This is a genomic window from Comamonas koreensis (assembly GCF_014076495.1).
Classification (GTDB): Bacteria; Pseudomonadota; Gammaproteobacteria; order Burkholderiales; family Burkholderiaceae_C; genus Comamonas; species Comamonas squillarum.
Genome location: NZ_CP043575.1, coordinates 62425 through 85565 on the forward strand (window position 1 = coordinate 62425; position 23141 = coordinate 85565).

At 64.1% G+C, this 23141-nt stretch carries 19 protein-coding genes and 1 pseudogene; 10 read left to right on the top strand and 10 right to left on the bottom strand.

All coding sequences use genetic code 11. The annotated features are described in order from the left end of the window. Positions 1-563: 563 nt before the first annotated feature. Together F0Q04_RS00275 and F0Q04_RS00280 are read right to left on the bottom strand one after the other, a co-directional pair. Positions 564-2507: a ligand-gated channel protein gene (locus tag F0Q04_RS00275; RefSeq protein WP_182345511.1), complete on the bottom strand. Its 1944-nt coding sequence runs from the start codon at positions 2505-2507 to the stop codon at positions 564-566. Positions 2508-2752: 245 nt separating this feature from the next. After that, positions 2753-4078 (bottom strand): DUF445 domain-containing protein, encoded by a 1326-nt coding sequence (locus tag F0Q04_RS00280; protein WP_021025983.1) that lies wholly within the window; start codon positions 4076-4078, stop codon positions 2753-2755. Positions 4079-4239: 161 nt separating this feature from the next. On the opposite strand from F0Q04_RS00280, the gene F0Q04_RS00285 reads away from it, so the two are divergent. Further along, positions 4240-4491 (top strand): DUF3297 family protein, encoded by a 252-nt coding sequence (locus F0Q04_RS00285; RefSeq protein ID WP_133858265.1) that lies wholly within the window; start codon positions 4240-4242, stop codon positions 4489-4491. Positions 4492-4643: 152 nt separating this feature from the next. Here the strand turns inward: F0Q04_RS00285 and hmpA are convergent, their stop codons facing one another. Next, positions 4644-5819, bottom strand: coding sequence for an NO-inducible flavohemoprotein (gene hmpA, locus F0Q04_RS00290; RefSeq protein ID WP_182343910.1), 1176 nt, complete (start codon positions 5817-5819; stop codon positions 4644-4646). A 141-nt stretch (positions 5820-5960) separates the two neighbouring features. Here hmpA and norR point away from each other — a divergent pair, with 141 nt between their 5' ends. Beyond that, complete coding sequence (gene norR / locus F0Q04_RS00295) at positions 5961-7580, top strand: nitric oxide reductase transcriptional regulator NorR (protein ID WP_182343912.1); 1620 nt, start codon at positions 5961-5963, stop codon at positions 7578-7580. A gap of 27 nt (positions 7581-7607) precedes the next feature. Further along, a complete protein-coding gene (locus F0Q04_RS00300) occupies positions 7608-8210 on the top strand; it encodes a zinc-ribbon domain containing protein (RefSeq protein ID WP_165841247.1) in 603 nt (200 codons plus the stop codon). Positions 8211-8268: 58 nt separating this feature from the next. On the opposite strand, the gene F0Q04_RS00305 is transcribed toward F0Q04_RS00300, so the two are convergent. The 3 genes from F0Q04_RS00305 to F0Q04_RS00315 all read right to left on the bottom strand — a co-directional run bounded on the left by F0Q04_RS00305 (position 8269) and on the right by F0Q04_RS00315 (position 10738). Then, entirely contained in the window at positions 8269-8685 is a 417-nt protein-coding gene (locus F0Q04_RS00305; protein WP_116927672.1) for an FKBP-type peptidyl-prolyl cis-trans isomerase, read from the bottom strand. A gap of 82 nt (positions 8686-8767) precedes the next feature. Beyond that, positions 8768-9904 (bottom strand): pyridoxal-phosphate-dependent aminotransferase family protein, encoded by a 1137-nt coding sequence (locus tag F0Q04_RS00310; RefSeq protein ID WP_116927661.1) that lies wholly within the window; start codon positions 9902-9904, stop codon positions 8768-8770. Between the two features lie 105 nt (positions 9905-10009). Then, on the bottom strand, positions 10010-10738 hold the full coding sequence (locus tag F0Q04_RS00315; protein ID WP_182343914.1) for a YggS family pyridoxal phosphate-dependent enzyme: 729 nt from the start codon (positions 10736-10738) through the stop codon (positions 10010-10012). Between the two features lie 83 nt (positions 10739-10821). Between F0Q04_RS00315 and F0Q04_RS00320 the strand changes: the two genes are divergently transcribed. From F0Q04_RS00320 to F0Q04_RS00335, 4 genes are all read left to right on the top strand, one after another. Continuing rightward, on the top strand, positions 10822-11865 hold the full coding sequence (locus F0Q04_RS00320; RefSeq protein WP_021027363.1) for a type IV pilus twitching motility protein PilT: 1044 nt from the start codon (positions 10822-10824) through the stop codon (positions 11863-11865). A 107-nt stretch (positions 11866-11972) separates the two neighbouring features. Then, positions 11973-12581: a cyclic nucleotide-binding domain-containing protein gene (locus F0Q04_RS00325; RefSeq protein ID WP_021027362.1), complete on the top strand. Its 609-nt coding sequence runs from the start codon at positions 11973-11975 to the stop codon at positions 12579-12581. Positions 12582-12654: 73 nt separating this feature from the next. Then, positions 12655-13791: a PilT/PilU family type 4a pilus ATPase gene (locus F0Q04_RS00330; protein WP_116927663.1), complete on the top strand. Its 1137-nt coding sequence runs from the start codon at positions 12655-12657 to the stop codon at positions 13789-13791. Positions 13792-13867: 76 nt separating this feature from the next. Continuing rightward, complete coding sequence (locus F0Q04_RS00335; protein WP_021027360.1) at positions 13868-14794, top strand: NAD(P)-dependent oxidoreductase; 927 nt, start codon at positions 13868-13870, stop codon at positions 14792-14794. A gap of 218 nt (positions 14795-15012) precedes the next feature. On the opposite strand, the pseudogene F0Q04_RS00340 reads toward F0Q04_RS00335, so the two are convergent. The 3 genes and pseudogenes from F0Q04_RS00340 to F0Q04_RS00350 form a co-directional block, all read right to left on the bottom strand. Further along, a pseudogene (locus tag F0Q04_RS00340) lies at positions 15013-15672 on the bottom strand (BON domain-containing protein); the annotation flags it as partial. Further along, positions 15672-16271: an SIS domain-containing protein gene (locus F0Q04_RS00345; RefSeq protein WP_116927665.1), complete on the bottom strand. Its 600-nt coding sequence runs from the start codon at positions 16269-16271 to the stop codon at positions 15672-15674. The pseudogene F0Q04_RS00340 and the gene F0Q04_RS00345, both read right to left, overlap by 1 nt. 188 nt (positions 16272-16459) lie before the next feature. Continuing rightward, entirely contained in the window at positions 16460-16906 is a 447-nt protein-coding gene (locus F0Q04_RS00350; RefSeq protein ID WP_182343916.1) for a YraN family protein, read from the bottom strand. Here F0Q04_RS00350 and rsmI point away from each other — a divergent pair. Continuing rightward, the gene (gene rsmI, locus F0Q04_RS00355) at positions 16897-17829 is read left to right on the top strand and encodes a 16S rRNA (cytidine(1402)-2'-O)-methyltransferase (protein ID WP_182343919.1); all 933 of its coding nucleotides are present in this window, start codon (positions 16897-16899) and stop codon (positions 17827-17829) included. The genes F0Q04_RS00350 and rsmI overlap by 10 nt on opposite strands. 21 nt (positions 17830-17850) lie before the next feature. Here rsmI and F0Q04_RS00360 read toward each other — a convergent pair whose 3' ends face one another. Then, positions 17851-19116 carry an Hsp70 family protein gene (locus F0Q04_RS00360; RefSeq protein ID WP_116927807.1) on the bottom strand — a complete coding sequence of 422 codons (1266 nt, stop codon included), beginning with the start codon at positions 19114-19116 and terminating at the stop codon, positions 17851-17853. Between the two features lie 652 nt (positions 19117-19768). On the opposite strand from F0Q04_RS00360, the gene panC reads away from it, so the two are divergent. Both panC and F0Q04_RS00370 read left to right on the top strand, forming a co-directional pair. Further along, entirely contained in the window at positions 19769-20617 is an 849-nt protein-coding gene (panC, locus tag F0Q04_RS00365; RefSeq protein WP_182343921.1) for a pantoate--beta-alanine ligase, read from the top strand. Between the two features lie 413 nt (positions 20618-21030). After that, positions 21031-23034, top strand: coding sequence for a DUF5979 domain-containing protein (locus F0Q04_RS00370; RefSeq protein WP_182343923.1), 2004 nt, complete (start codon positions 21031-21033; stop codon positions 23032-23034). The last annotated feature ends 107 nt before the right edge of the window (positions 23035-23141 follow it).

The following is a 23141-nucleotide window of genomic DNA, read 5'->3' on the forward strand; positions in this document are numbered from 1 at the left end:
GGGAAGGCATGGCTGCGCTATCGCGCGATAGGCAGCAAGAGGGACGCGAGACGTTTATATGCGAATAGTTCTCATTATATAGATTGATGAAGAATTGTTACGGTTTGCGAAGTTTCGCGACTGTAAAGTTATTTCGGGCGCAACCAATTCACCCCCTGTGCTGCCGCGTGACAGCCAGGCGGGGCGCGGGTTTGCGGCTGCTGGCGCCCCTGCGGTGGCGCCAGCAATTGGCTATGGTTTAAAAGCTACAGCCTTAGAACCTGTTCAAAGTCACTACGCAGCCGCGTTGGAGTGCAATCGGGATGAGTTCGAAGGGATGGAACGCAGCTTGCACCGGGGTGCAAGCAAGGGCCAGCGCGCAGAAATCGCCCGATTTCACTCCAACCCGTAGGGACAGTGGCTTTGCGGGCGCCCGGCTAGGGCCGCCCGGGCAGGGGCGGTCTGCGTTGTTGCAAATCCTCGCAATAGCGCGGCTATTGCTGCGGTGTTGCGCGGCTGGGCGCCCCCTAGCATCCCATCCCGCAAAGACACTGTCGCGGCGCGAGGATACTTTGAACAGGTTCTTAAAACCCGACCGTCACCTTGGCCCAGTACCGGCGGCCGTCATAGACTGCGTCATAGGTGGCGCTATCGACCCGCTTGTCAAACAGGTTGTAGATGCCGGTGCTCAAGCGCACATCCTTGCTGTAGGCATAGTTCAGGCCCAGGTCCATGAAGCTGAAGGACGGAGTGCCCTTGGCCATCGAGGTGCGGCTGAGGTAATCCGAGCTCTTGCCCCGGAAGTTGAGGCGGCTCCAGACGCCCAGCTTGTCCGTGCCCTGCCAGTCCAGGGTGGCGTTGAGCATGTGCTTGGGCATCTTGTTGAGGGGCTGGCCGGCAAAGCGGCCGCTCTTTTGCTCCGAACGGGTGAAGGTGTAGTTGGCCGCCAGGCGCAGCGCTTCGCTGGCCTTCCAGGTGGCGGTCGCCTCCACGCCGCGCATGGTGGCCTTGTCCACATTGGTGCGGTCGCTGATGAACTTGTAGGGCGTGCCCAGCACCGTGCAGTTGCCAGTGACGATGGCGCGGCCGCCGCCCTCGGTGTCCTCGCAGCTGCGCACCTCGGTGATCTTGTCCTTGAAGTCGGTGTTGAAGAGCGTCAGGCTGCCGGTGAAATCGCGGCGGTTGTCCCAGATCACGCCCAGCTCCTGGCTGGTGCTTTTCTCGGGCTTGAGGTTGGGATTGCCTCGGATGATGGCCGGGTCGCCGCCGCCGCCAGTAATCTGGCCCCAATCGGCCACCGCAGCGCGCAGGCTGGGCGATTTGAAGCCGGTGGAGATACCGCCCTTGACACTCCACTCGGGCGTTGCATGCCAGACGCCATAGACGCGCGGCGTCCAATCGGTGCCGTAGTTCTGGTCATGGTTCATGCGCAGGCCGGTGGTCAGCGCAATCGCATCGGTCACCTTCCATTCGTTTTCGGCAAACAGCGCCCACTGGTAGCGCTTGAGCGTGTTGATCGGGTTGTCGACCTTCATCTGGTTGCCGTTGTCCACGAGCTTTTCATGCTTGTAGCTCAGGCCCAAGGTGGTCAGGTTGCGCTCGCCGATCGGCACCACGATCTGGCTGTTGAACTCGGTGTTCTGGAGGTTCATCTGGCGGCCTGGGTTGTCGATCTCCTCGTGCTGCAGGTAGGTGGTCGAGGTGCCAAAGCTCCAGCGCCCGGTGTGCGAGAGGGCGATGTGGTTGCGCGCATAGTCCGAGTAGCTGGAGGCGCGGCTCGCGCTCTTGCCGGCCGTCGCATAGCGGTCCTGCAGGGTGCGGCCCACTTCGAGCGCCAGGTCGTGGTCCTTGTTGGGCGTGAGCGTGAGCTTGGCGGTGCCCGAGCTGCTGTCTTGCTCGTTGAAGCCGCCGACGAACCTGTCCTCCAGCCTGCGCGATTTCTGGCCGTAGATCTGCAGGCCCAGCACCTCGCTCTTGATCGGGCCGGCCAGGTAGAAGTTGCTCTGGTAGATATCACCCGACGATGAAGACTCCTGCTGCGTGGTCTCGGCGCTCAGGGTGCCGGTCCACGCTTTGGCCACCTTGCGCGTGATGATGTTGACCACACCGCCCATCGCATCCGAGCCGTAAAGCGAGGACATGGGGCCGCGCACCACCTCGATGCGCTCGATGGCGCTGAGCGGCGGCAACCAGCCTTGCTCGATGCCGGCGCCATCGCTGTTGGGGCGGGTCTCGCGCGAGTTTTGCGGCTTGCCATCCACCAGGATCATTGTGTAGTTCGAGGCCATGCCCCGGATGCTGATGTCGCTGGAGCTGCCGCCGCCGGTGATGACCACGCCGGGCACATCGCGCAGCGCATCGGTCACATCGCGGTAGGCCTTTTTCTCCAGCTCCTGGCGCGGAATCACCGTGATCGAGGCCGGTGCATCTTCTACCGCCTGCTCAAAGCCCGAGGCCGTCACCACCACGGTCGACAAGGTCTTGTCAGCCTCCGCCTCGGTCTGCGCCAGCGCAGGGCCAGCGGTTATTCGCGGGGGGTTGGCGCGGTCAGTCGCGGCGCGGCAGGGTCAGGACGGGCTGAGCCTGGGCCGCCCTGGCGTGCATGCCGGGCTGTGCGGCATGGAGATGGCTGGCGCCACCTGGCTGGGCAACGAAGAACGTGGATTGACGCTTAGCAAATGCGAATGCTTCTTATTATATAGAACAATAAAGAAGTGTTGACTAATGTGAAGCTGGCGTGAAGCATAGACGCCGCCCACTGTTGCGGTTTTACCTACACGGAGCCCGCACCCAGGTGGTTCACCAGCCAGCCCAGCCAGAACAGCGCAAAGCCGATCAGCCCGCCCACCAAGGTGCCATTGATGCGGATGTACTGCAGGTCGCGGCCAATGTTCCACTCGATCAGCTCGCCCAGCTCGCGCGCATCCCAGCGCTTGACGGTGTCGGCAATATGGGTGCCGAAGAACTGCGAAATCTCGGGCGCCAGCTCCCGCACCCACAGCTCCATGCGCGTATTGAGTGCGGTGCGCAGCGCCGCGTCGCCCGCCAGCGACTTGCCCAGCCACAGACCCATGCCGCGCACATTGCGCGCCATCGCCGAATGCTCGTTGGCCAGGTCGGCCTGCAGGCTGGCGCGCAGGCTTTGCCACAGCTCCTGCACATACTGGCCCACAGCAGGGTCGTGCTGCAGGTAGCGGCGCACTTCCTCGCCCTTGGCATGCCAGGCGGGGTCCTGGGCCAGCCGCTCCACCCATTCCTGCATGGTCTGGTCAAACTTGGCGCGCAGCACATGGCTGGGGTTGTCGGCAATGGCGTCGAGCAGGTGCTCCAGGCTGCTGGCAATCATCGCCGAGCCCTTGTCGCTGAGCCAGCCAGTGGGCAGCATCTTTTCCTTGAGCGGATGCTCGGTCTTGAGCCAATGCGCAATGGTCTGCGCGATCAGGGCGCGGGTCTCGGCCTCGTGCAGCAGCTCGACGAGCTTGTCCAGCGCCTGCGCCAGCAGCACCTGGTGGCGGCCGTTGTGCGTCAGCACCGCCAGCACCTTGGACAGCGACTGCGACAGATCGATCTGGCCGAGCAAGGTGCGCAGCGCCAGCTTGATGAAGCGCTCGACCTGCGCATCCTGCACCGTGGCCAGCGCAGCGGCGGCCAGGCGCGCCACCTGGTGGCCCAGCAGCTCGGCGTTGGCGGGCGACTTGAGCCACTGCGCCAGTTTGTCGGCCGGCTGGTGCGTGCGCACCAGTTGCACCAGCGAGTCGCCATCAAGAAAACGCTCGCGCACAAAGACGGCCAGGTTCTCGCCAATGCGGTCCTTGTTGCGCGGAATGATGGCCGTGTGCCGCGAGATCCACGGTATCGGGATGTGCTTGAAGAGCGCGGCCACCGCAAACCAGTCGGCCAGTGCGCCGACCATGCCCGCCTCGGTCATCGCCCGCAGGCAGCGCAGCGCCAGCTGCCAGTGGCGTGACTGCGCAAAGGGCTGGCCCAGGCACCAGCTGGCCACGATGAACAGCAAGGCCACCAGCAGCAGCAGCAGCAACGGGGTGAGCTTGGCGCGGCGCAGCAAACGCTGCTGCTCGTCGGTCAGTAGCAAAGGCATGGCGACCACTGTAGCGGCAAGCAGCGGGGCTTGCCAAGTCAGCCAACTGCGCGGCTTGCCTGCCATGCCCGCGGGTTTCCCTCCACCGGGCGAGGTGCCGACAAAGTGTGGACAATGGCGGCCTGTGCGGCCCAGGGCCGCGTTCTCTTCTGCACCCAACCATGACCGATACCACTGCCCGCCCCGAACTGCCCGACCACCTGTCCATCGACCCCAAGAGCCCGCACTTTGTGCGCGAGGTCTTCAACCATGACATCGGCATCCGCTTCAACGGCACCGAGCGCGTGGACGTCGAGGAATACTGCGTGAGCGAAGGCTGGGTCAAGGTGCCCGCCGGCAAGACCGTGGACCGCAAGGGCAAGCCCCTGCTGATCAAGCTCAAGGGCAAGGTCGAGGCCTATTACAAGGACTGAGTCCTGGCCTGACCGCCCCCGCTGGGCTGCATAGAATGCGGCCCGGTAAAACGAAAACCCCAGCCACGCTGGCCTTTCAAGGCGAGCATGGCTCGGTTTTTTGCATGTGGCGCGGTCGATGCCGCGCGCCTCAGCGCTTCAGAAGCTTGCGATCAGGCCAGCGCCTCGGCCGGGCCAAAGAACTCATAGCGCACCTGGGTATCGGGCACGCCGAGCTTGCGCAGCGAGGCCTTGACCGAGCGCATAAAGGGCTTGGGGCCGAGAAAGTAGACATCGGCATCGCGCGAGGCCGGCAGCCACTGGCCCAGCAGGTCCTCGGTCAGATGGCCCTGGGCAGCCACCGCCTCGCCGTCGGCCACCTTGTCGTACACATAGAGTGGCTGCAGCTGGCGGTGCGCCTGGGCCAGCGCATCGATCTGCGGGCGGAAGGCATGCACGGCGCTGTCCCGGGCGCAGTGGATAAAGGTGATGGGGCGCTCGGTCTGCAGCGCGGCTTCGAGCATCGGCAACGTGGGGGTGATGCCCACGCCGCCGCTGATCAGCACCAGCGGGCGCTCGCTCGCCTGCAAGGTGAAATGGCCGGCCGGTGCAAACAGCTCCAAGGTGTCGCCCACTTGCAGGTCATGCAGGTAGTTGGAGACCTTGCCACCGGGCTCGCGCTTGACGCTGATGCGATAGCTGCGGCCATTGCTCGGGGCCGACAGCGAGTAGTTGCGGCGCTGCTCGGTGCCACCCACGATGGCGCGCAGGCCGATGTACTGGCCCGGCTGGTGGGCAATCACGGCCTGGCCGTCGACCGGCTCCAGGTAGAAGGAGCTGATCTCGGCGCTCTCGGCCACCTTTTGCACCAGCTTGAAAGTACGCGCACCGCGCCAGCCGCCTTCCGTATGGGCAATGGCGTCATAGGCCTTGGCCTCGGCAGCGATCAGGATGTCGGCCAGCTGGGTGTAGGCAGCAGCCCAGGCATCGATCACCGCATCGGTGGCAATCTCGGCGCCCAGCACCTCGCGGATCGCGCGCAGCAGGCAGCTGCCAACGATCTGGTACTGGTCTGGCTGCACCTGCAGCGCCACATGCTTGTTGATGATCTGCGCGGGCAGGTCGCCCAGGTTCTCCAGCTTGTCGATGTGCTTGGCATACATCAGCACGCTATGGGCCAGTGCGCGGGGTTGGGCACCGCTTTGCTGGTGGGCCTGGTTGAACAGTGGGCGCACCTCGGGGTACTCGCTCAGCATCATCTGGTAGAAGTGCGTGGTCAGCGCCTCGCCGCCGGTCTCCAGCAGCGGGACGGTGGCCTGGATGATCTGTTTTTGGCTATCGCTCAGCATCTAACTCTCCTTGCATGTGGTTGGTTTTATCAATGCATGCAACGTGCCAACACCGAGTTTGTGGAATATCAATATCTTGCACAATGCATGCAGTCATACTGACAACACCTAAATGCTGTGTTTTTGACACCCCGAGTCGTTTTGACATCCTCCAAAATCCTCCACGCCGTGATTCCACTGGTGGCCGATCTGGCCCAGGAGCTGCCCGAGCGCGAGCGCCTGCGCCGCCTGCTCGCGGCCCTGCGCACCTTGTTGCCCGCCGATGCGGTGGCGCTGCTGCGCCTCAACGGCGAATGGCTGGAGCCGGTGGCCATTGATGGCCTGGTGCCCGATACCCTGGGCCGGCGCTTCAAGGTGGCCGAGCACCCGCGCCTGGCCCAGCTGCTGGCCGCCGGCCAGGCCATGCGCTTTGCGCCCGACAGCCCCCTGCCCGACCCCTATGACGGCCTGATCACCACCCCGGGCGAGCTGCATGTGCATGACTGCATGGGCTGCGTGCTGCAGACCGGCGGCCTGGCCTGGGGCCTGCTGACCCTGGATGCGCTGGAACCCGACCGTTTTGCCGATGGCAATGCGCTCGAACTGCTGCAGGCCTTCAGCAACCTGGCTGCCGCCACCGTGGCCACGGCCGAGCGCGTGCAGCAGCTGTCCCAGGCCGCCCGCAGCGCCAGCGCGCCGGCGCCGCGCAACCCGGGTGCGGATCGCAGCCGCCAGATCCTGGGCACCAGCCCGGCCATCCGGCAACTGCAAAGCAGCATTGCGCTGGTCGCCGCCAGCGACCTGTGCGTGCTGATCACCGGTGAGACCGGCACCGGCAAGGAGCTGGTCGCCCAGGCCGTGCATGCGCAGTCGCCGCGCGCGGCACAACCGCTGGTCAGCATCAATTGCGCAGCCCTGCCCGACAACCTGGTCGAGAGCGAGCTGTTCGGCCATGTGCGCGGCGCCTTCACCGGCGCGTTGAGCGAGCGGCGCGGCAAGTTCGAGCAGGCCCAGCACGGCAGCCTGTTCCTCGACGAGGTCGGCGAGCTGTCGCTGTCGGTGCAGGCCAAGCTGCTGCGCGTGCTGCAAAGCGGCCAGCTGCAGCGCCTGGGCTCGGACCGCGAGCACCAGGTCGATGTGCGCGTGATCGCCGCCACCAACCGCGACCTGGCCGCCGAAGTGCAGGCCGGCCGTATGCGCGCCGATTTCTACCACCGCCTCTGCGTCTACCCGGTCGTGGTGCCGCCGCTGCGTGCGCGGGACAGCGACACCCTGGTCCTCGCCGGCTGCTTTCTCGAAGAAAACCGCGCCCGCCTGCAGCTGGGCGGTCTGCGGCTCGATGCCGCCGCCCAGGCCGCCCTGCTGCGCTACCCCTGGCCCGGCAATGTGCGCGAGCTGGAGCACTGCATCAGCCGCGCCGTGCTCAAGGCGCTCAGCCGCACCCTGGGCCAGCGCAAGGACAGCAGCAAACCCCGCATGCTGAGCATTGGCGAGGAAGACCTGTGGGACGGCGCCGCCGCCGCGCCGCTGCCGCCCGGCCAGCAGGCAACGGGCCTTATCGCGCCTGTTCCCGCGTCCGAAATGGCCGAAGTGGCCGAAGGGCTAACAGCCAGTGCCGAGACCTTGGGCCTGCGCGCCCAGGTGGAACGCTACGAGCGCCAGCTGCTCAGCGCCAGCCTGGCCCGCCACAACGGCAACTGGGCGGCCGCCGCGCGCGAGCTGCAACTGGACCGCGCCAACCTGCAGCGGCTGGCCAAGCGGCTGGGGATTGAGCGACACTAAGCCGGACAGCATCCGCACATGAGGCACATGAAAAAGAAAAAGCACAGCCAGTCAACTGACTTTGTACCGCACCCGCGCTATGGAAGTGCACCCATGCCATCGCATGTGCAAGGCGTCTCAGAAGAGGCCATTTTGCAGTGCCATTGGTCCTATAAATCCGAGGAGATTTTTCCAGAATCGGTGCTGATGGCGGATACCAGCAAGCAGAATTTCAGCATCTTCCCGCGCGAGTGCTATGTCGACATGCGCAAAACCTGTCGTAGCTGCAAACGTCCCTTCATCTTTTTTGCGGCCGAACAAAGACACTGGTTTGAAGTGTTGCAGTTTTACGTAGACGCCGACTGCGTGCATTGCCCCGAATGCCGTGTGCAGCGCATGGCCGCCAAACGCGCGTTTCAACGCTATTCCGCTTTGACTCTGCTTGCCAAGCCGACCCCAGATGAGTTGCAGCAGTTGGTCGATGCATCGCTAACGCTGCATGCACAAGGCACGCTCAAGAGTCGTGATCGCTTAGGCCAGCTCAAAAATGCTGCGCTCCGGCTGATTCCGGACTACCCGGGCACCTTGGCCTTGGTGGAAGCGCTGCGCAACAAGGACGCATTGATGCCCACTGACAGTAAAAGCGACTAAATAAAAAGCCTCCGCGCCAGCAAGACGCGGAGGCTTTTTAGCTTGTGAGTAGCGGCGTTTACTGGCCCTTGATGCCCAGCAGTTCCACTTCAAAGTTCAGGGTGGCGTTGGGCGGGATCACGCCGCCCGCGCCACGGGCGCCATAGGCAATGGAGGCCGGGCAGGTCAGCTTGGCCTTGCCGCCAACCTTCATCAGCTGCACGCCTTCGGTCCAGCAGGGGATGACGCCTTGCAGCGGGAACTCAATCGGCTCACCACGCTTGTAGGAGCTGTCAAATTCCTTGCCGCTGTCGGGGAAGGTGCCTTTGTAGTGCACCTTGACGGTGTCGCTGGCCTTGGGGCTGGCGCCGGTGCCGTCCTTGATGCTTTCAAACACCAGGCCGCTCTTGGTCGTCACAGGCTTGCTTTGTGCCTGGGCAAAGCCGGCGGTCAGGGCGATGGCAGCGAACAGGGCGCTGGCGGTCAATGCTTTCATGGCGAAATCCAATCCAATGTTCTTCAGAAAAACCAGCATTCTGCACCCGGATAGCAGGCGCAGAACACGTTAAAAACACAAGTTAACCCTTGATACCCAAACCATCGAGCGCCTGGCGCAGATGGCCCACGGTGCGATCGACGTTATGCCATTTGTCGAGGCCAAACAGGCCGATGCGGAAGGTCTTGAACTCCGGCCCTTCGTCGCACATCAGCGGCACGCCAGCGGCGGTCTGCAGGCCCACGCTGGCGAACTTCTTGCTGTTCTGGATCTCGGGGTCGGTGGTGAAGCTGACGACCACGCCGGGCGCCTCAAAACCTGGCGCCGCCACGCTCGGAAAGCCGCGCGCCTTGAGCAGTGCGCGCACTTCCTTGCCCAGCTGGGTCTGTTCCTTGCGCAGCTTGTCCAGGCCATAGGCCTCGGCCTCCTGCATCACCTTGCTCAGCTGCACCAGCGAATCGGTGGGCATGGTCGCGTGGTAGGCATGCTGGCCCTTTTCGTAGCCTTCGGCAATCTGCATCCACTTCTTCAGGTCGCAAGAGAAGCTGCTGCTCTTGGTATCTTCGATGGCCTTGCGCGCACGCTCGGACAGCATCACCATCGCGCAGCAAGGCGGGCCGCTCCAGCCCTTTTGCGGCGCGGTGATCAGCACATCGACGCCTGTCTTTTGCATGTCCACCCAGATCGCGCCGCTGGCCACGCAGTCGAGCACCATCAGCGCGCCGACCTCATGCGCCGCGGCACTGATGGTCTGGATGTAGTCGTCGGGCAGCACAATGCCGCTGGCCGTCTCGACATGCGGGGCAAACACCACCTGGGGCTTTTCCTTGCGGATGGCGGCGGCTACTTCTTCGGCCGGGCATGGGGCCCAGGCATCTTGCGGGCCCGTGCCCTGGGGGCGGGCCTTGCAGATCACCGCACTGCCGCCCAGGCCGCCTTCGTCGAAAATCTGCGTCCAGCGGTAGCTGAACCAGCCATTGCGCACGATCAGCACCTTGGCGCGGTTGGCAAACTGGCGGGCGACAGCCTCCATGCCAAAGGTGCCGCTGCCCGGCACGATCACGGCCGTGTGTGCGTGGTAGGTGGTCTTGAGGATGCGCAGCACCTCGCCCATCACACCGATAAAGCGGTGCGACATGTGGTTGAGCGCGCGGTCGGTGTAGACCACCGAAAACTCCAACAGGCCATCGGGGTCAACGTCGGGTAGCAATCCTGGCATGGGGGTCTCCTGTCTATTTGAGGGGTACACAGAACAATCGGGGGCCAGCTTAGCACGCAGCTTCAAGCGCTGCTGCGGGGCTGGCGGGTTGGCAGAGGGGGCCCTTCAGTGGGCGCTGCCGTAGTCGCGCTGGCCAAAGATGCCGCTGCCCACACGCACCATCGTCGAGCCGGCCTCGACGGCGGCCTGCAGATCGGCCGTCATGCCCAGCGAGATGGTGTCCCACTGCGCCAGCTGCGGCAGGCCCAGTGCGGCGATGTCATCGAACACGGCCTTGACGCGCTGGTGCACGGCCAGCTGGGCGGCAAAGTCGGGCAGCACATCGGGGATGCTCATCACGCCGCGCAGCTGCAGCTGGGGCATCTGCGCAATCTGCTGCACCAGCGCCGCAGCTTCGGCCGGCGCGACGCCCGACTTGGTGATGCCGCCATCAACATTGAGCTGGATGCAGACCTGCAGCGGTGCCAGCTGCGCGGGCCGCTGGGCGGAGAGACGCTCGGCCGTCTTGAGCCGGTCCACCGTATGCACCCAGTCAAAGTGCTCGGCCACCAGGCGCGTCTTGTTGCTCTGGATCGGGCCAATGCAGTGCCAGATGAGGCCCTGGTCCTTCCAGCTGTCATGCTCGGCAAAATAGCGGATCTTCTCGACCGCTTCCTGGATGTAGTTTTCGCCAAAGGCGCGCTGGCCGGTTTCGGCCGCCTCGGCAATGGCGTCCACGCCAAAGGTCTTGGAGACGGCCAGCAGCTGCACGCTGCCCTCGGGCCGGCCGCTGGCACGACAGGCGTTGTCGATTTGCAGGCGAACCTGCTGAATTTTTTCGGGAATCGTGCTCATAATGTAAAAATATGCACGGCCTTGGAACTGGTTGACAACGAGGCCTTGCACGCAAAGCGTACCAAAACAACGAGGGAACTGCAGTGGATATCACCCAATTGCTGGCATTCAGTGTCAAAAATAAAGCGTCGGACTTGCACCTGTCTGCAGGCCTGCCGCCGATGATCCGGGTCCATGGCGATGTGCGCCGCATCAATGTCGATCCGCTGGACCACAAACAGGTCCATGCGATGGTCTACGACATCATGAGCGATGCCCAGCGCAAGCAGTATGAAGAGTTTCTCGAGGTCGACTTCTCGTTCGAGATCGAAGGCCTGGCCCGCTTCCGTGTCAATGCTTTCAACCAGAACCGCGGCTCGGGTGCCGTGTTCCGGACCATTCCGAGCAAGATCCTGACCCTCGAGCAGCTCAACGCCCCCAAGATCTTTGCCGACCTGTCGCTCAAGCCGCGCGGTCTGGTGCTGGTGACCGGGCCGACCGGCTCGGGCAAGTCCACCACCTTGGCGGCCATGGTCAACTACCTCAACGAAAACGAATACGGCCACATCCTGACGGTGGAAGACCCAATCGAATTCGTGCACGAGTCCAAGAAATGCCTGATCAACCAGCGCGAAGTGGGCCCGCAGACGCTGTCGTTCAGCGCCGCGCTGCGCTCTGCGCTGCGTGAAGACCCGGACGCGATCCTGGTGGGCGAAATGCGTGACCTCGAAACCATCCGCCTGGCGATGACGGCCGCAGAAACCGGCCACTTGGTGTTCGGCACCCTGCACACCTCCAGCGCCGCCAAGACCATTGACCGGATCATCGACGTCTTCCCCGCCGAAGAAAAGGAAATGGTCCGCGCGATGCTGTCCGAATCGCTGCAGGCTGTGATCTCCCAGACGCTGTGCAAGACCAAGGACGGCCAGGGCCGCGTGGCCGCCCACGAGATCATGCTGGGCACGCCCGCCATCCGCAACCTGATCCGTGAGGCCAAGGTCGCGCAGATGTATTCCACCATCCAGACCAGCAATAGCATGGGCATGCAGACGCTGGACCAGAACCTGACCGACCTGGTGCGCCGCAATGTGATCAGCCCGGCCGAGGCCCGCGCCAAGGCGAAGACGCCGGAGAACTTCCCGGGCTAATCGCCACAGTCACCAACTGACAAACGGTTGCACGAAGGGCACCAGCGGTCATTGCCAGTACCGCAGGTGCCCTTTATGCTTTGCGGGATCAAAGGAGACCCTGGGCCATGAACCGCTTGCATTCCGCATCCCCGGCAGACGATGCCGCCGAGGCAGACACCGGCTTCTTCCTCCATGGTTTCCAGCAGGCCAGCACATCGGAGGTCCCCTATGTGCTCTGGAGCCAGCGCCGCAAGGCCATCCACGCCCAGCTGCTGGCCCCGGCCGACCCGGCCACCGCGCTGCGCATGGTCTGGGCCCAGGATGCGGCACTGTCCTTGCTGCAATCGCCCTTTATCGACCAGATGGTGCAGTACCTGGAGTTCTACCAGGTGCCGGCCGGGCAAACCCTGATCCAGCAAGGCGAGCTGGGCGACTACCTGCTGATCGTGCTGAGCGGCCAGGTGCGGGTCGATCGGCAACTCGCCAATGGCCAGAGCGTGCACCTGGCCGACACCCACCCCGGCGAAGTGCTGGGCGAAATGTCTCTGTTTGACAGCAGTCCGCGTTTTTCTTCGTGCACCACCACCACCGACTGTGCACTGGCCGTGCTGAAGGCCGATACACTGGATGCCATGATGGAGTTGGACGCGTCCACGGCCGCCTATTTGCTGGCCCTGTTCACGCGCAAACTCTCCACGCGGCTGCGGCAGACCAGCGCCCGGATCGAACCCTGAGCCCCTCAGGGCGGCCGTTCCCAGGGCGCTTCTGCTGCATCCGCAACAATAACGGAGCGCAGAGAGGATTGTCATGGAACGGGATCAGGCCAGTAAGTTCATCAACGACCTGTTGAAGCTGATGGTGCAGCGCAATGGCAGCGATTTGTTCATCACCGCTGACTTTCCGCCGGCCATCAAGATCGATGGCAAGGTCACCAAGGTCTCCAGCCAGCCGCTGTCGCCCACCCACTCGCTGACGCTGGCCCGCTCGATCATGAGCGACAAGCAGGTCGCCGAGTTCGAAAAGACCAAGGAATGCAATTTCGCGATCTCGCCCTCGGGCATCGGGCGCTTCCGGGTCAATGCCTTCATGCAGCAAGGCCATGTGGGTCTGGTACTGCGGACCATTCCATTGACCCTGCCAACGATTGACGGCCTGGGCGTGCCCCAGGTGCTCAAGGACCTGGCGATGACCAAGCGCGGCCTGTGCATCATGGTGGGCGCCACCGGCTCGGGCAAGTCCACCACCTTGGCGGCGATGGTCGACTGGCGCAACGAAAACTCCTACGGCCACATCATCACCGTCGAAGACCCGGTGGAATTTGTCCACCCGCACAAGAACTGCATCGTGACCCAGCGCGAAGTGGGCCTGGACACCGACAACTGGGAAGCGGCGCTGAAAAACACCTTGCGCCAGGCGCCCGACGTCATCCTGATGGGCGAAATCCGCGACCGCGAAACCATGGAGCACGCGGTGGCCTTTGCCGAAACCGGTCACCTGTGCCTGGCCACCCTGCACGCCAACAGCGCCAACCAGGCGCTCGACCGGATCATCAACTTCTTCCCCGAAGAGCGCCGCGCGCAGCTGCTGATGGACCTGTCGCTCAACCTGCGCGGCCTGGTGTCGCAGCGCCTTTTGAGCAAGCAGGACAGCAAGGGCCGCGTCGCCGCCGTCGAGGTAATGCTCAACTCGCCGCTGATCTCCGACATGATCTTCAAGGGCGAAGTGGGCGAGATCAAGGAGATCATGAAGAAAAGCCGCAACCTGGGCATGCAGACCTTTGACCAGGCGCTGTTTGACCTCTACGAGGCCAACATGATCACCTACGAAGACGCGCTGCGCAACGCCGACTCGGTCAACGACCTGCGCCTGCAGATCAAGCTGGGCAGCCAGCGCGCCAAGCGCAGTGACCTGGCCGAGGGCACGGAGCACCTGACAATCGTTTAAGCTGTCAGCGTTTTGGGTTTTCAGCGACACGGCACCCAGGCCCGCCTTGGGTGCCGCTCTTTTTGGAGTCACCGCAATGGCATCGAGTATTCAAGCACGCAGCTATGACAGCACCCCTTCCCTGAACGTCGCCTTTTTGGGCCTGGGCGTCATGGGCTACCCCATGGCGGGCCACCTGGCCCAGGCCGGGCACGCGGTCACCGTCTACAACCGCACCGCGCAAAAGGCGCAAGGCTGGTGCGACGAATTTGCCAGCTCCAAGGCGCCCCGCCATGCGGCCACGCCGCGCGAGGCCGTTGCCGGCGCCGATATCGTGTTCTGCTGCGTGGGCAATGACGATGACCTGCGCTCGGTCGTATTGGGCGCCGATGGCGCGCTGGCCGGCATGAAGCCCGGCGCCATCTTTGTCGACCACACCACCGCCTCGGCCAATGTGGCCCGTGAACTTTATGCCGCGGCCCAGGCCCAGGGCCTGCACTTTATCGATGCGCCCGTCTCCGGCGGCCAGGCCGGGGCCGTCAACGGCCAGCTCACCGTCATGTGCGGTGGCGATGAGGCCGTGTTCAACACCGTCAAGCCGGTGGCCATGGCTTTCTCGCGCGCCTTCACCTTGCTGGGCAGCAGCGGTGCGGGCCAGCTGGCCAAGATGGTCAACCAGATCTGCATCGCCGGTGTCGTGCAAGGCCTGTCCGAGGCGATTGCCTTTGGCATGAATGCCGGCCTGGACATGCCCCAGGTGCTGGACGTGGTGAGCAAGGGCGCAGCGCAAAGCTGGCAGATGGAAAACCGGGGCAAGACCATGGTCGAGGGCAAGTTCGACTTTGGCTTTGCCGTGGACTGGATGCGCAAGGACCTGGGCCTGGTGCTCGACGAGGCCAAGCGCAACGGCTCGCGCCTGCCGCTCACGGCCCTGGTCGACCAGTTCTATGCCGATGTGCAGCAATCGGGCGGCAACCGCTGGGATACGTCCAGCCTGATCACCCGCCTGGGCAAGAAGGCCTGATACGGATCACCCTATGCAAAAAGGCCGCTGATGCGGCCTTTTTGCTGGAGGATCTGTGCAGATCAGGGCTTGGTCGTGAAACCATCATTGAGCGGTTGCACCGGCGTGGTGTTGACCGGCGAGGTGGTCACGCCCGTTGACACCGGCGCTGCCGCAGGCGCTGCCGGTGCGGCGGCAGGCGCGGGCACCACGGTCGCAGGCTGGGTGGTGATGGCCGATGCGCTGCTGTCGTTGACAACCGGGGCGGCATTGCCGGTGCTGCGGTTGTTGCTCAGCGACTTGAGCTCGTCCTCGCTGATCACCTCGAACACGCGCACCACCTTTTGCACATTGGCCACGCCCCGGGCGATTTCGGCCGCGCGCTTGGATTCGCGCTCGGTCACGCGGCCCATCAGGTAGACCACATTGCGCTCGGTCACCACCTTGATGGCGCTGGAGCTCAGGTCCTTGGCGTCGATGATGCTCGCGCGCACCTTGCCGGTGATGAGGGTATCGGTCGAGCGCTGCGACAGGCTGGAGTTGAACATCACGCCCACGTCGTTGACGACGGAGCGCACATTCTGCGCGGTCTTGGCGGCCTCTTCGGCCTTTTGCTTGAAGGCCTCGTTGGGCGCCTCACCGGTCAGCAGCACCTGGCGGTTGTAGCTGGTGACATTGATATGCCCGTCATTGCCGGCACGCTCGCGGATGGCGCTGGCCACGCGCATCTCAATGCTCTCGTCCTCCACCTGGATGCCGGCGGTGCGGCGGTCGATCGCCATCACCGTGCCGCCGACGGCAGCGCCGCCGATCACCAGCGGAACGCAGCCGGACACGGCCCCAGCGACGGCGCCGGTCGCCACCAGACACAGGGTCAATCGCTTCCAAGACACAGGCATCATTCCTCTTCTCCTAACAATTGGGTATCGATTCCGTCAATCAGACAGTGCAGCACCAGCTGGTGCACCTCGCGCACGCGGGTGCTGCGGTCATGCGGCACGCGCATCAGTACATCGGTTTCGCTCAAGGCATTGGCCAGCAGGCCGCCGGTGCGACCGGTCAGCACCACGGCCGACATGTCGCGCTCATGCGCCGCCTCGATCGCACCCAACAGGGCCCTGTCATGGCCATCGGCACTGATGACCAGCAGTAGATCGCCAGGCTGGCCCAAAGTTCGCACCTGGCGCGCCAGCGCCTGCGGCAGGCCTTCGGGCGTGAGGCTGCTGCCCAGCTGGGCCTGCGCCAGTGCATCGTTGTCGAGCACCAGGGCCGCCAGCTCGGGGCGCTCGCGCTCCATGCCGCTGACGCACATGGCGGCAAATTGCGCCGCCTGCGCCCAGGACAGGCCATTGCCGCAACACATCACCTTGTTGCCGCTGGTCACACAGGCGAGCAGCGCGTAGACCGCGCTGGCGACGCTTTCGCTCATCTCCTGTGACACCTGGTAGTGGAGATCGGCGCTATCGATAAAGTGCTGTTGGATGTGTTGCTCAAGCATGGAGGCCCGATGATAACCTTGGCCGGTTTCCCCCTTGGGTCGGGATGATGACTTTTCTCAGTCTCCATGCGCATGCAAAGCCCAGCAACTGCGCGCTTCAGGGCCCTTTGCACCACCCTCGCCCCATGGGATGGGCGCGGATCGGCCGAGCCCGCGTTCAGACCAAGCAGCGAATTTTGCAGAGGGCCCTAGCCCCCTTCTGGCACATCAAAGGCCGCCCGCAGCCAGACGATCTCCTGCTCGACCAGCACCGCATCGAAGCGGCAGGCCGGCTGCTGGCGCAGGCTGGCCAGGTAGTGGCGGGCGGCCAGTATGATGCGCCGCTGCTTGCTGCTGCCAATGCTGCCGCCCGCACCGCCAAAGCCGCTGTGCTGGCGCTGGCGCACCTCGACAAACACGACGGTACCATCGCGCTCCTGCATCACTAGATCGATCTCGCCGCCGCCGCGCCCGGGCGTGCGGTAATTGCGCGCCAAAAGGCGCAGCCCCTGTTGTTGGAGATAATGGAGCGCGGCATCTTCTGCCTGCTGGCCACGCAGCTTGCTTTTGTCTGCCCCTTCGCTGGTGGCGCCGGGCGATGCAGCAGACGGGCCCTGGCCGCGCCATTTTTCAAGGATCTTCCACGGTGTCTGCATCTTTCACCTCCGCTTTGCAAGCAGCCCAGGCTGCAGCCGGCACCCAGCACTACCCTGCCTCCACCCTGTATGTGGTGGCCACGCCCATCGGCAACCTGGCCGACATCACCCTGCGCGCGCTGCATGTGCTGGAGCTGGCCGATGCCGTCGCCTGCGAGGACACCCGCCACACCCACAGCATGCTACGCGCCTATGGCGTTGGCAAGTCGGGCGGCCAGCTGATTGCGCTGCACCAACACAACGAGGCCGAGGCGGCCGAGCAGGTCATCCACCGCCTGCAGCAAGGCCAGCGCATTGCCTATGTGAGCGATGCCGGCACGCCCGGCGTCAGCGACCCGGGCGCGCGCCTGGCCGCCGCTGTGGCGCGCGCGGGCCTGCGCGTGAGCCCCCTGCCCGGCGCCAGCAGCGTGACCGCGCTGGTCAGTGCCGCCGGTGCGGTGGCCGGTGAAGGCGCCAGCAGCGGCTTTGCATTTATCGGTTTTCTGCCCACCAAGGCGCAGGAGCGCCAGCAGGCCGTCGCCCAACTGGCGCAAGACCCGCGCACCCTCGTGCTGCTGGAGGCCCCCCACCGCATTGCCGACCTGGCCCAGGCGCTGGCCGTGCTGCAGGAGCGGCCCGTGACCTTGGGCCGCGAGCTGACCAAGCAGTTTGAAGACATTGCCACCATGGCTGCGGCCGATGTGCCCGGCTGGCTGGCGGCCGACCCGCACCGCAGCAAGGGCGAGTTTGCACTGCTGCTGCACCCGCAGGCGGTGCAAACCGATGGCCTGGCCGATGCCCACCGCGTGCTGGCGCTGCTGCTGGCCGAGCTGCCGACCAAGACCGCCGTCAAGCTGGCCGCCGACATCACGGGCGCGCCGCGCAATGCGCTGTATGACACGGCACTCGCCTGGAAGCGCGATGCCGAGCAAGGCGACGACTGATCGCCGCTGCTGCGCTGAGGTTTAAAGCGCCTGGCCGTGCACCAGGCCCGCCGCCACACCGCCAAACAGATCGCCCTCGACCTGCGGGGTATCGGGAAAAGCCTGCGCCAGCGCCGCGCGCAGCGGCTGCAAGGCCGATGAACCGCCGGTCAGGTAGATCGCATCGATCTGCCCCTGCTGCAGGCCGGCGGCCTGCACACAGTCCAGCGCGCACTGCGCCACCTGGGCCAGCAATGCCTGCAGGCATTGCTGCAGATCGTCGGGCCAAACCTCGGGGCTCAGGCCCGGCTCCAGCCAATCGACTTCGAGCTTTTGCACGCGCTGGTGGTTGGACAGGCCGATCTTGGTTTCCTCGACCGCGTTGGCCAGGCGGTGGCCCCAGTGCTCTTGCAAGAGCCGCACCAGCCGGTCATGCAGGGCCGTATCGCTGTAGCTGCTGCGCAGCGCCTGCACCTCGCGCTGGCGCTGCGGGCTGTACAGCCACTGGATCAGGTGCCAGGTGGAGAGGTCATGGAAGACCGCGCTGGGCACCTCGCGCCCGCTGGGCCCCACATGCTGCAGGCCCAACAGCGGCATGGCCGCCATCAGGCTCAGGCGCCGGTCAAAATCGGTGCCGCCAATGTGTACACCGGTGGTGGCCAGAATATCGCTGCTGCGCTCGGGCTTGTTGCGGCGCTCGGGGCCCAGGCGCACCACGGTGAAGTCCGAGGTACCGCCGCCGATGTCGACCACCAGCACCAGCGCCTCATTGGCAATGCGCTGCTCATAGTCCAGCGCTGCGGCAATCGGCTCCAGCTGGAAGCGCACGTCCTTGAAACCGGCTGCCTGCGCGGCATGCTGCAAGGCCGTTTGCGCCGCCTGGTCACGCCCCGCGTCCTCGTCAACAAAATGCACCGGCCGGCCCATGACGACGGTGCTGGGCAGATGGCCCATCTGGCGCTCGGCCGTAGCGGCCAGCTGCTGCACAAACAGCGCCACGATGTCCTGGTAGGCCACCAGCTTGCCGTGCACCACCGTTTTCTCCTGCATCAGCGCGCTGCCCAGCAGGCTTTTGAGCGAGCGCATCAGCCGCCCTTCAGTGCCTTCCAGATAGCGCGAGACGGCGTCGCGCCCATAGTGGGTGCTGTGGTCCTCGGTGTTGAAGAATACGGCTGTCGGCATGGCTTGCGCGGCGCCCTCGGCCTGCAACAGCGTCGAGGGACCGGGCGCGGCCAGGTCGGGCTTGAACGCCATGGCCGAATTGGAGGTGCCGAAATCAATGCCCAGGATGGCGGATGCAGATGACATAAAGACCAGATCCGACGCGGGAATCGGACGAAAAAATCAAGGCATGCCGGTTGCAAAAATGCAGATCCGGTGCCGGTATAAAAAGGGAAAAGCCTCTGTACCCTAGCGGATGCAGAGGCCCAAATGCGACTGGCCTGACACGGAGTCGGTTGACCCAGGCGTGCGCTGCAAGAACGGTCTTTGCGCGCCGCGACCGGAAAATTATAGGGCAAGCGCATGCAGCGACCGCAGGCAAACCATAACCCCTTAAGAACCTGTTCAAAGTCTCCTCGCGCCGCGACAGTGTCTTTGCGGGATGGGATGCGAGGGGGACGCCCAGCCGCGCAACACCGCAGCAATAGCCCAGCTATTGCGAGGATTTGCAACGACGCAGACCGCCCCTGCCCGGGCGGCCCTCGCCGGGCGCCCCTTCCCGGGCAGCGCAAAGCCACTATCCCTACGGGTTGGGGTGGAATCGGGCGATTTCTGCGCGCTGGCCCTTGCTTGCACTCCGGTGCAAGCTGCGTTCCATCCCTTCGAACTCATCCCGATTGCACTCCAACGCGGCTGCGTAGAGACTTAGAACAGGTTCTAATAGCCCTATACAAAGCCCATCGGCGTGCTGCTATGCTCTGCGCTCCCTGCACCACCGCTGGCAACGCCCATGCCCACCATGCAAGTCACCCATACCATCGCAGAACTCCGACAAGCCCTGGCCGAGCGCGGCCGGCCCGCCTTTGTGCCCACCATGGGCAATCTGCATGCAGGCCATATCTCGCTGGTGCATGAGGCCAAACGCCATGGCGCAGTGACGGTGGCGAGCATCTTTGTCAACCGCCTGCAGTTCCTGCCGACCGAAGATTTCGACAGCTATCCCCGCACCTGGGAGGGCGACTGCGCCCAGTTGCAGGCGGCCGGCTGCGACATCCTGTTTGCCCCGCGCGAGAAGGACCTGTACCCCGAGCCCCAGCTGTTCAAGGTGCAGCCCGACCCAGCACTGGCCGACATTCTGGAAGGCGAGTTCCGCCCCGGCTTTTTCACCGGGGTCTGCACCGTCGTGATGAAGCTGTTCAGCTGCGTATTCGCCAGCACCGGCGGGGGCGCGGCCATTTTTGGCTGGAAGGACTACCAGCAGCTGATGGTCATCCGCCGCATGGTGGCGCAGTTTGCGCTGCCCATCGAGATCATCGGCTGCCCCACCGCGCGCGCCGACGACGGCCTGGCACTGAGCTCGCGCAATGGCTACCTGAGCGCGGCCGAGCGCCAGCAGGCCATGGCCCTGTCCCAAGCATTGAAGGCGCTGGCCGCCGCCGCCCGCAACGTGCCCACCAACCTGCCTGCGCTCGAAGCCCAGGCCATGCAGTCGCTGCGGGCCCTGGGCTGGGAGCCCGATTACCTGACCGTGCGCCAGCGCCACAACCTGCTGGCGCCCGCCGAAGGCGAGCTGGCCAGCGCGCCGCTGGTGGCGCTGGGCGCGGCACGCCTGGGCAGCACGCGGCTGATCGATAACCTGGAGTTTTAAGGCGCTGCGCCAGCCCCATCGCTGTGGCCCATGGGCCAGCAGCCCGGCCGGGGTCTGGGCAGCCAGAGTGTGATGGGCGCACCCAACCTTAAAACGCTCCACTTTTGATAGCAATCAAGAAAGCACACAGGCGGCAGTGAAGGCTGCCTCTGGGCTGACAATTGTTTGCTGCATTCGCGCTGCAGTCGGGCAAAAACATACACGCCCAATCATCAATAGACAGTACATTCCCATTTAATTAATCAATACATTACCTGGATTGAACGTCCATGCATGGCTTTGTCGAGTGCCTGCATCGGCCATTACACGCCTGGTTTATGATTCATATTGATACATATAGCATCTACTAGTTACATTGCTGGATGAGGCTATGTGCTGCGTTTTGTGGCTGAGCAGATTCCATGGGAAGAGACATGACCAATCCATTGATGTTTTTCAGGCTGCTGCTGGCAGCTTTTTTGTTGAGCTTCGGCGCGCAGCATGCCCTGGCGCAAAAGGTGTTGCTGCTAACGACCAATATTGCAGGGCCCAATGCAGAGCAGGATGATGCAATCCGCGCATATACCAACCTGCAAAACGAGTTCTCTTCCCAACTCGCCAGCACCAGTGACCTCACTCGAATGTCCGTGCTGGGCAATGCCAATGCGATCTCGGCGACCACGTTCACCGATGCTCCTGGCCCTTACGACATCGTGATTGTCGCTGGCACCTACCGCTCGATCGATGATACCAATTGGGCCGTTCTGCAAAATGCAGTCGCCAACCGCTGGGCCAATTCCATAGTGTTCTTTGTCGATGGATGCTGTGAGGGACAAAATAGCGGCAATGCGAGAAGGATGGTGGCTACGCTGAACGCCGGTGCCCAGGCAAGTTTTACCTTGGGCGCCACGGTCAATGGATTTCAAGCCTTCTCACTGAACACCAACTCGCCCTATGCAAGCTCTTTTGCAGCGCTGAACCCTTTGCAAGGGGGCTACTACACCTATATCAATAACGTACCTGCCAACAATGCACTGTATGTACCCGGGGGCGCTCTCCCACCGACAGGATCTGCGCCATGGGACAACGTCTATGGCCTGCTGATTCCGACAGCCCAGTCCAATGCAGGCCGAGGCGCTTGCGTGTTTGCCGTGGTCGACATCTCGTTATTTGACGCTGCGCCATGGGCTGCCAACCAAGGAAAAATCGCTCCTGCCTTCCTGAGCGCCGCCACCTCCGAGACCGGTGCCTGCGGCCTGCCCAAGGTCAGCAAGAGCTTTGACAGGGCGGATGTCTATCTGGGCGGCAGCGATAACAACACGCTGCTGACCATCACCTTGTCCAACGGCACACCCAACCCCATCACCAACGTTAACCTGACCGACAACCTACCCGCGCCTTTGGTAGTGGCTGCAGGTGCGGTGGGCAACACCTGCACAGCAGGCAACCTCAGTGCTGCCGTGGATTCCAGCGTCATCAGCAACAACGGCTTTACCATCCCTTCCGGCGGTTGCACCATCACCGTGCCCGTGCAATGGCCCAACACCGATGCCGGCCGCCAGGCATGCATCAGCACCCCATCGGTGACCAACACCATCACGCCAGGTACCGACTTTGTCTCGCCCACCGGCCAGGTCAATACGCCAGCCACCGCAACACTCGCCTGCCATGCCGCGCAGCTTGCCATCTCCAAGCAGGTGGTCTGGCCCGCCAACGTCACGCCCGTGGATCTGACGGGCAGCAGCTTCCCGGTCTCGGTGGTCTGCACCGGCAGCGATGGCGTGGTCGCGCCAGCGATCAACACCTCGATCACGCTGGACACGGCCACCACCGGCAGCGTCTCCATCACGCCGGTGATCGCCAGCGGCAGCTGCGTGGTGACCGAGGGCACGCGCCCCACGCCGCCCGCCAACCATCTCTGGGAGGAAGACCCCGCGCCCAGCGTCTCCGTCACGATGGCAGCGCCCCCAGCGGCCAATAGCGCGCAGCTGGTCAACACCTTGGCACGCGCCAACACTGATATCACGATCAGCAAGACCGTGGCCGGCGGCCCGGCAGCGGGCATCAGCGGCAGCTTCAGCTTTAGCGCCAACTGCGGTGCAGACGGCAGCTTTACTACGGCAGTGAGCTTGAGCGGCAGCAACGCAGGCGCCATCGCCATCACCAACGTGCCCCAGGGCGCCAGCTGCACCGTGAGCGAAGCGCCCACCATGCCCGAGGCGCCAGCAGGCTACACCTGGAGCACCAGCCTGCCCGCGCCAGTGACGCTGGTCACCGCAGCCAATGGCAACACGGCCTCCTTCGTCAACACGCTGGTGCGCACGGCGCCTGCTGTGCCCGCTGCAGTGCCTGCGCTGGACACCATCAAGCTGCTGCTGATGGCCGTGGCGATGGCGCTGATGGGCATGCTGGTGCTGCGACGCGCGCAACGCCGCTGAGATGATGGCAGCGCGTGCCACTGACAGTGGTACAGCGCCCCACTATCAAAAAAAGGCCTGGGTTCGGCATGGTGCTGAACCCAGGCCTTGTGCCTTGGTGGCGGGAC

Excerpts from the sequence above, each read along its gene's own strand:
- F0Q04_RS00280 (WP_021025983.1), bottom strand. The coding sequence starts at position 4,078 with ATGCCTTTGCTACTGACCGACGAGCAGCAGCGTTTGCTGCGCCGCGCC.
- F0Q04_RS00285 (WP_133858265.1), top strand. The coding sequence starts at position 4,240 with ATGACCGATACCACTGCCCGCCCCGAACTGCCCGACCACCTGTCCATC.
- hmpA (WP_182343910.1), bottom strand. The coding sequence starts at position 5,819 with ATGCTGAGCGATAGCCAAAAACAGATCATCCAGGCCACCGTCCCGCTG.
- F0Q04_RS00300 (WP_165841247.1), top strand. The coding sequence starts at position 7,608 with ATGAAAAAGAAAAAGCACAGCCAGTCAACTGACTTTGTACCGCACCCG.
- F0Q04_RS00305 (WP_116927672.1), bottom strand. The coding sequence starts at position 8,685 with ATGAAAGCATTGACCGCCAGCGCCCTGTTCGCTGCCATCGCCCTGACC.
- F0Q04_RS00310 (WP_116927661.1), bottom strand. The coding sequence starts at position 9,904 with ATGCCAGGATTGCTACCCGACGTTGACCCCGATGGCCTGTTGGAGTTT.
- F0Q04_RS00315 (WP_182343914.1), bottom strand. The coding sequence starts at position 10,738 with ATGAGCACGATTCCCGAAAAAATTCAGCAGGTTCGCCTGCAAATCGAC.
- F0Q04_RS00325 (WP_021027362.1), top strand. The coding sequence starts at position 11,973 with ATGAACCGCTTGCATTCCGCATCCCCGGCAGACGATGCCGCCGAGGCA.
- F0Q04_RS00330 (WP_116927663.1), top strand. The coding sequence starts at position 12,655 with ATGGAACGGGATCAGGCCAGTAAGTTCATCAACGACCTGTTGAAGCTG.
- F0Q04_RS00335 (WP_021027360.1), top strand. The coding sequence starts at position 13,868 with ATGGCATCGAGTATTCAAGCACGCAGCTATGACAGCACCCCTTCCCTG.
- F0Q04_RS00345 (WP_116927665.1), bottom strand. The coding sequence starts at position 16,271 with ATGCTTGAGCAACACATCCAACAGCACTTTATCGATAGCGCCGATCTC.
- F0Q04_RS00350 (WP_182343916.1), bottom strand. The coding sequence starts at position 16,906 with ATGCAGACACCGTGGAAGATCCTTGAAAAATGGCGCGGCCAGGGCCCG.
- F0Q04_RS00360 (WP_116927807.1), bottom strand. The coding sequence starts at position 19,116 with ATGTCATCTGCATCCGCCATCCTGGGCATTGATTTCGGCACCTCCAAT.
- panC (WP_182343921.1), top strand. The coding sequence starts at position 19,769 with ATGCAAGTCACCCATACCATCGCAGAACTCCGACAAGCCCTGGCCGAG.
- F0Q04_RS00370 (WP_182343923.1), top strand. The coding sequence starts at position 21,031 with ATGACCAATCCATTGATGTTTTTCAGGCTGCTGCTGGCAGCTTTTTTG.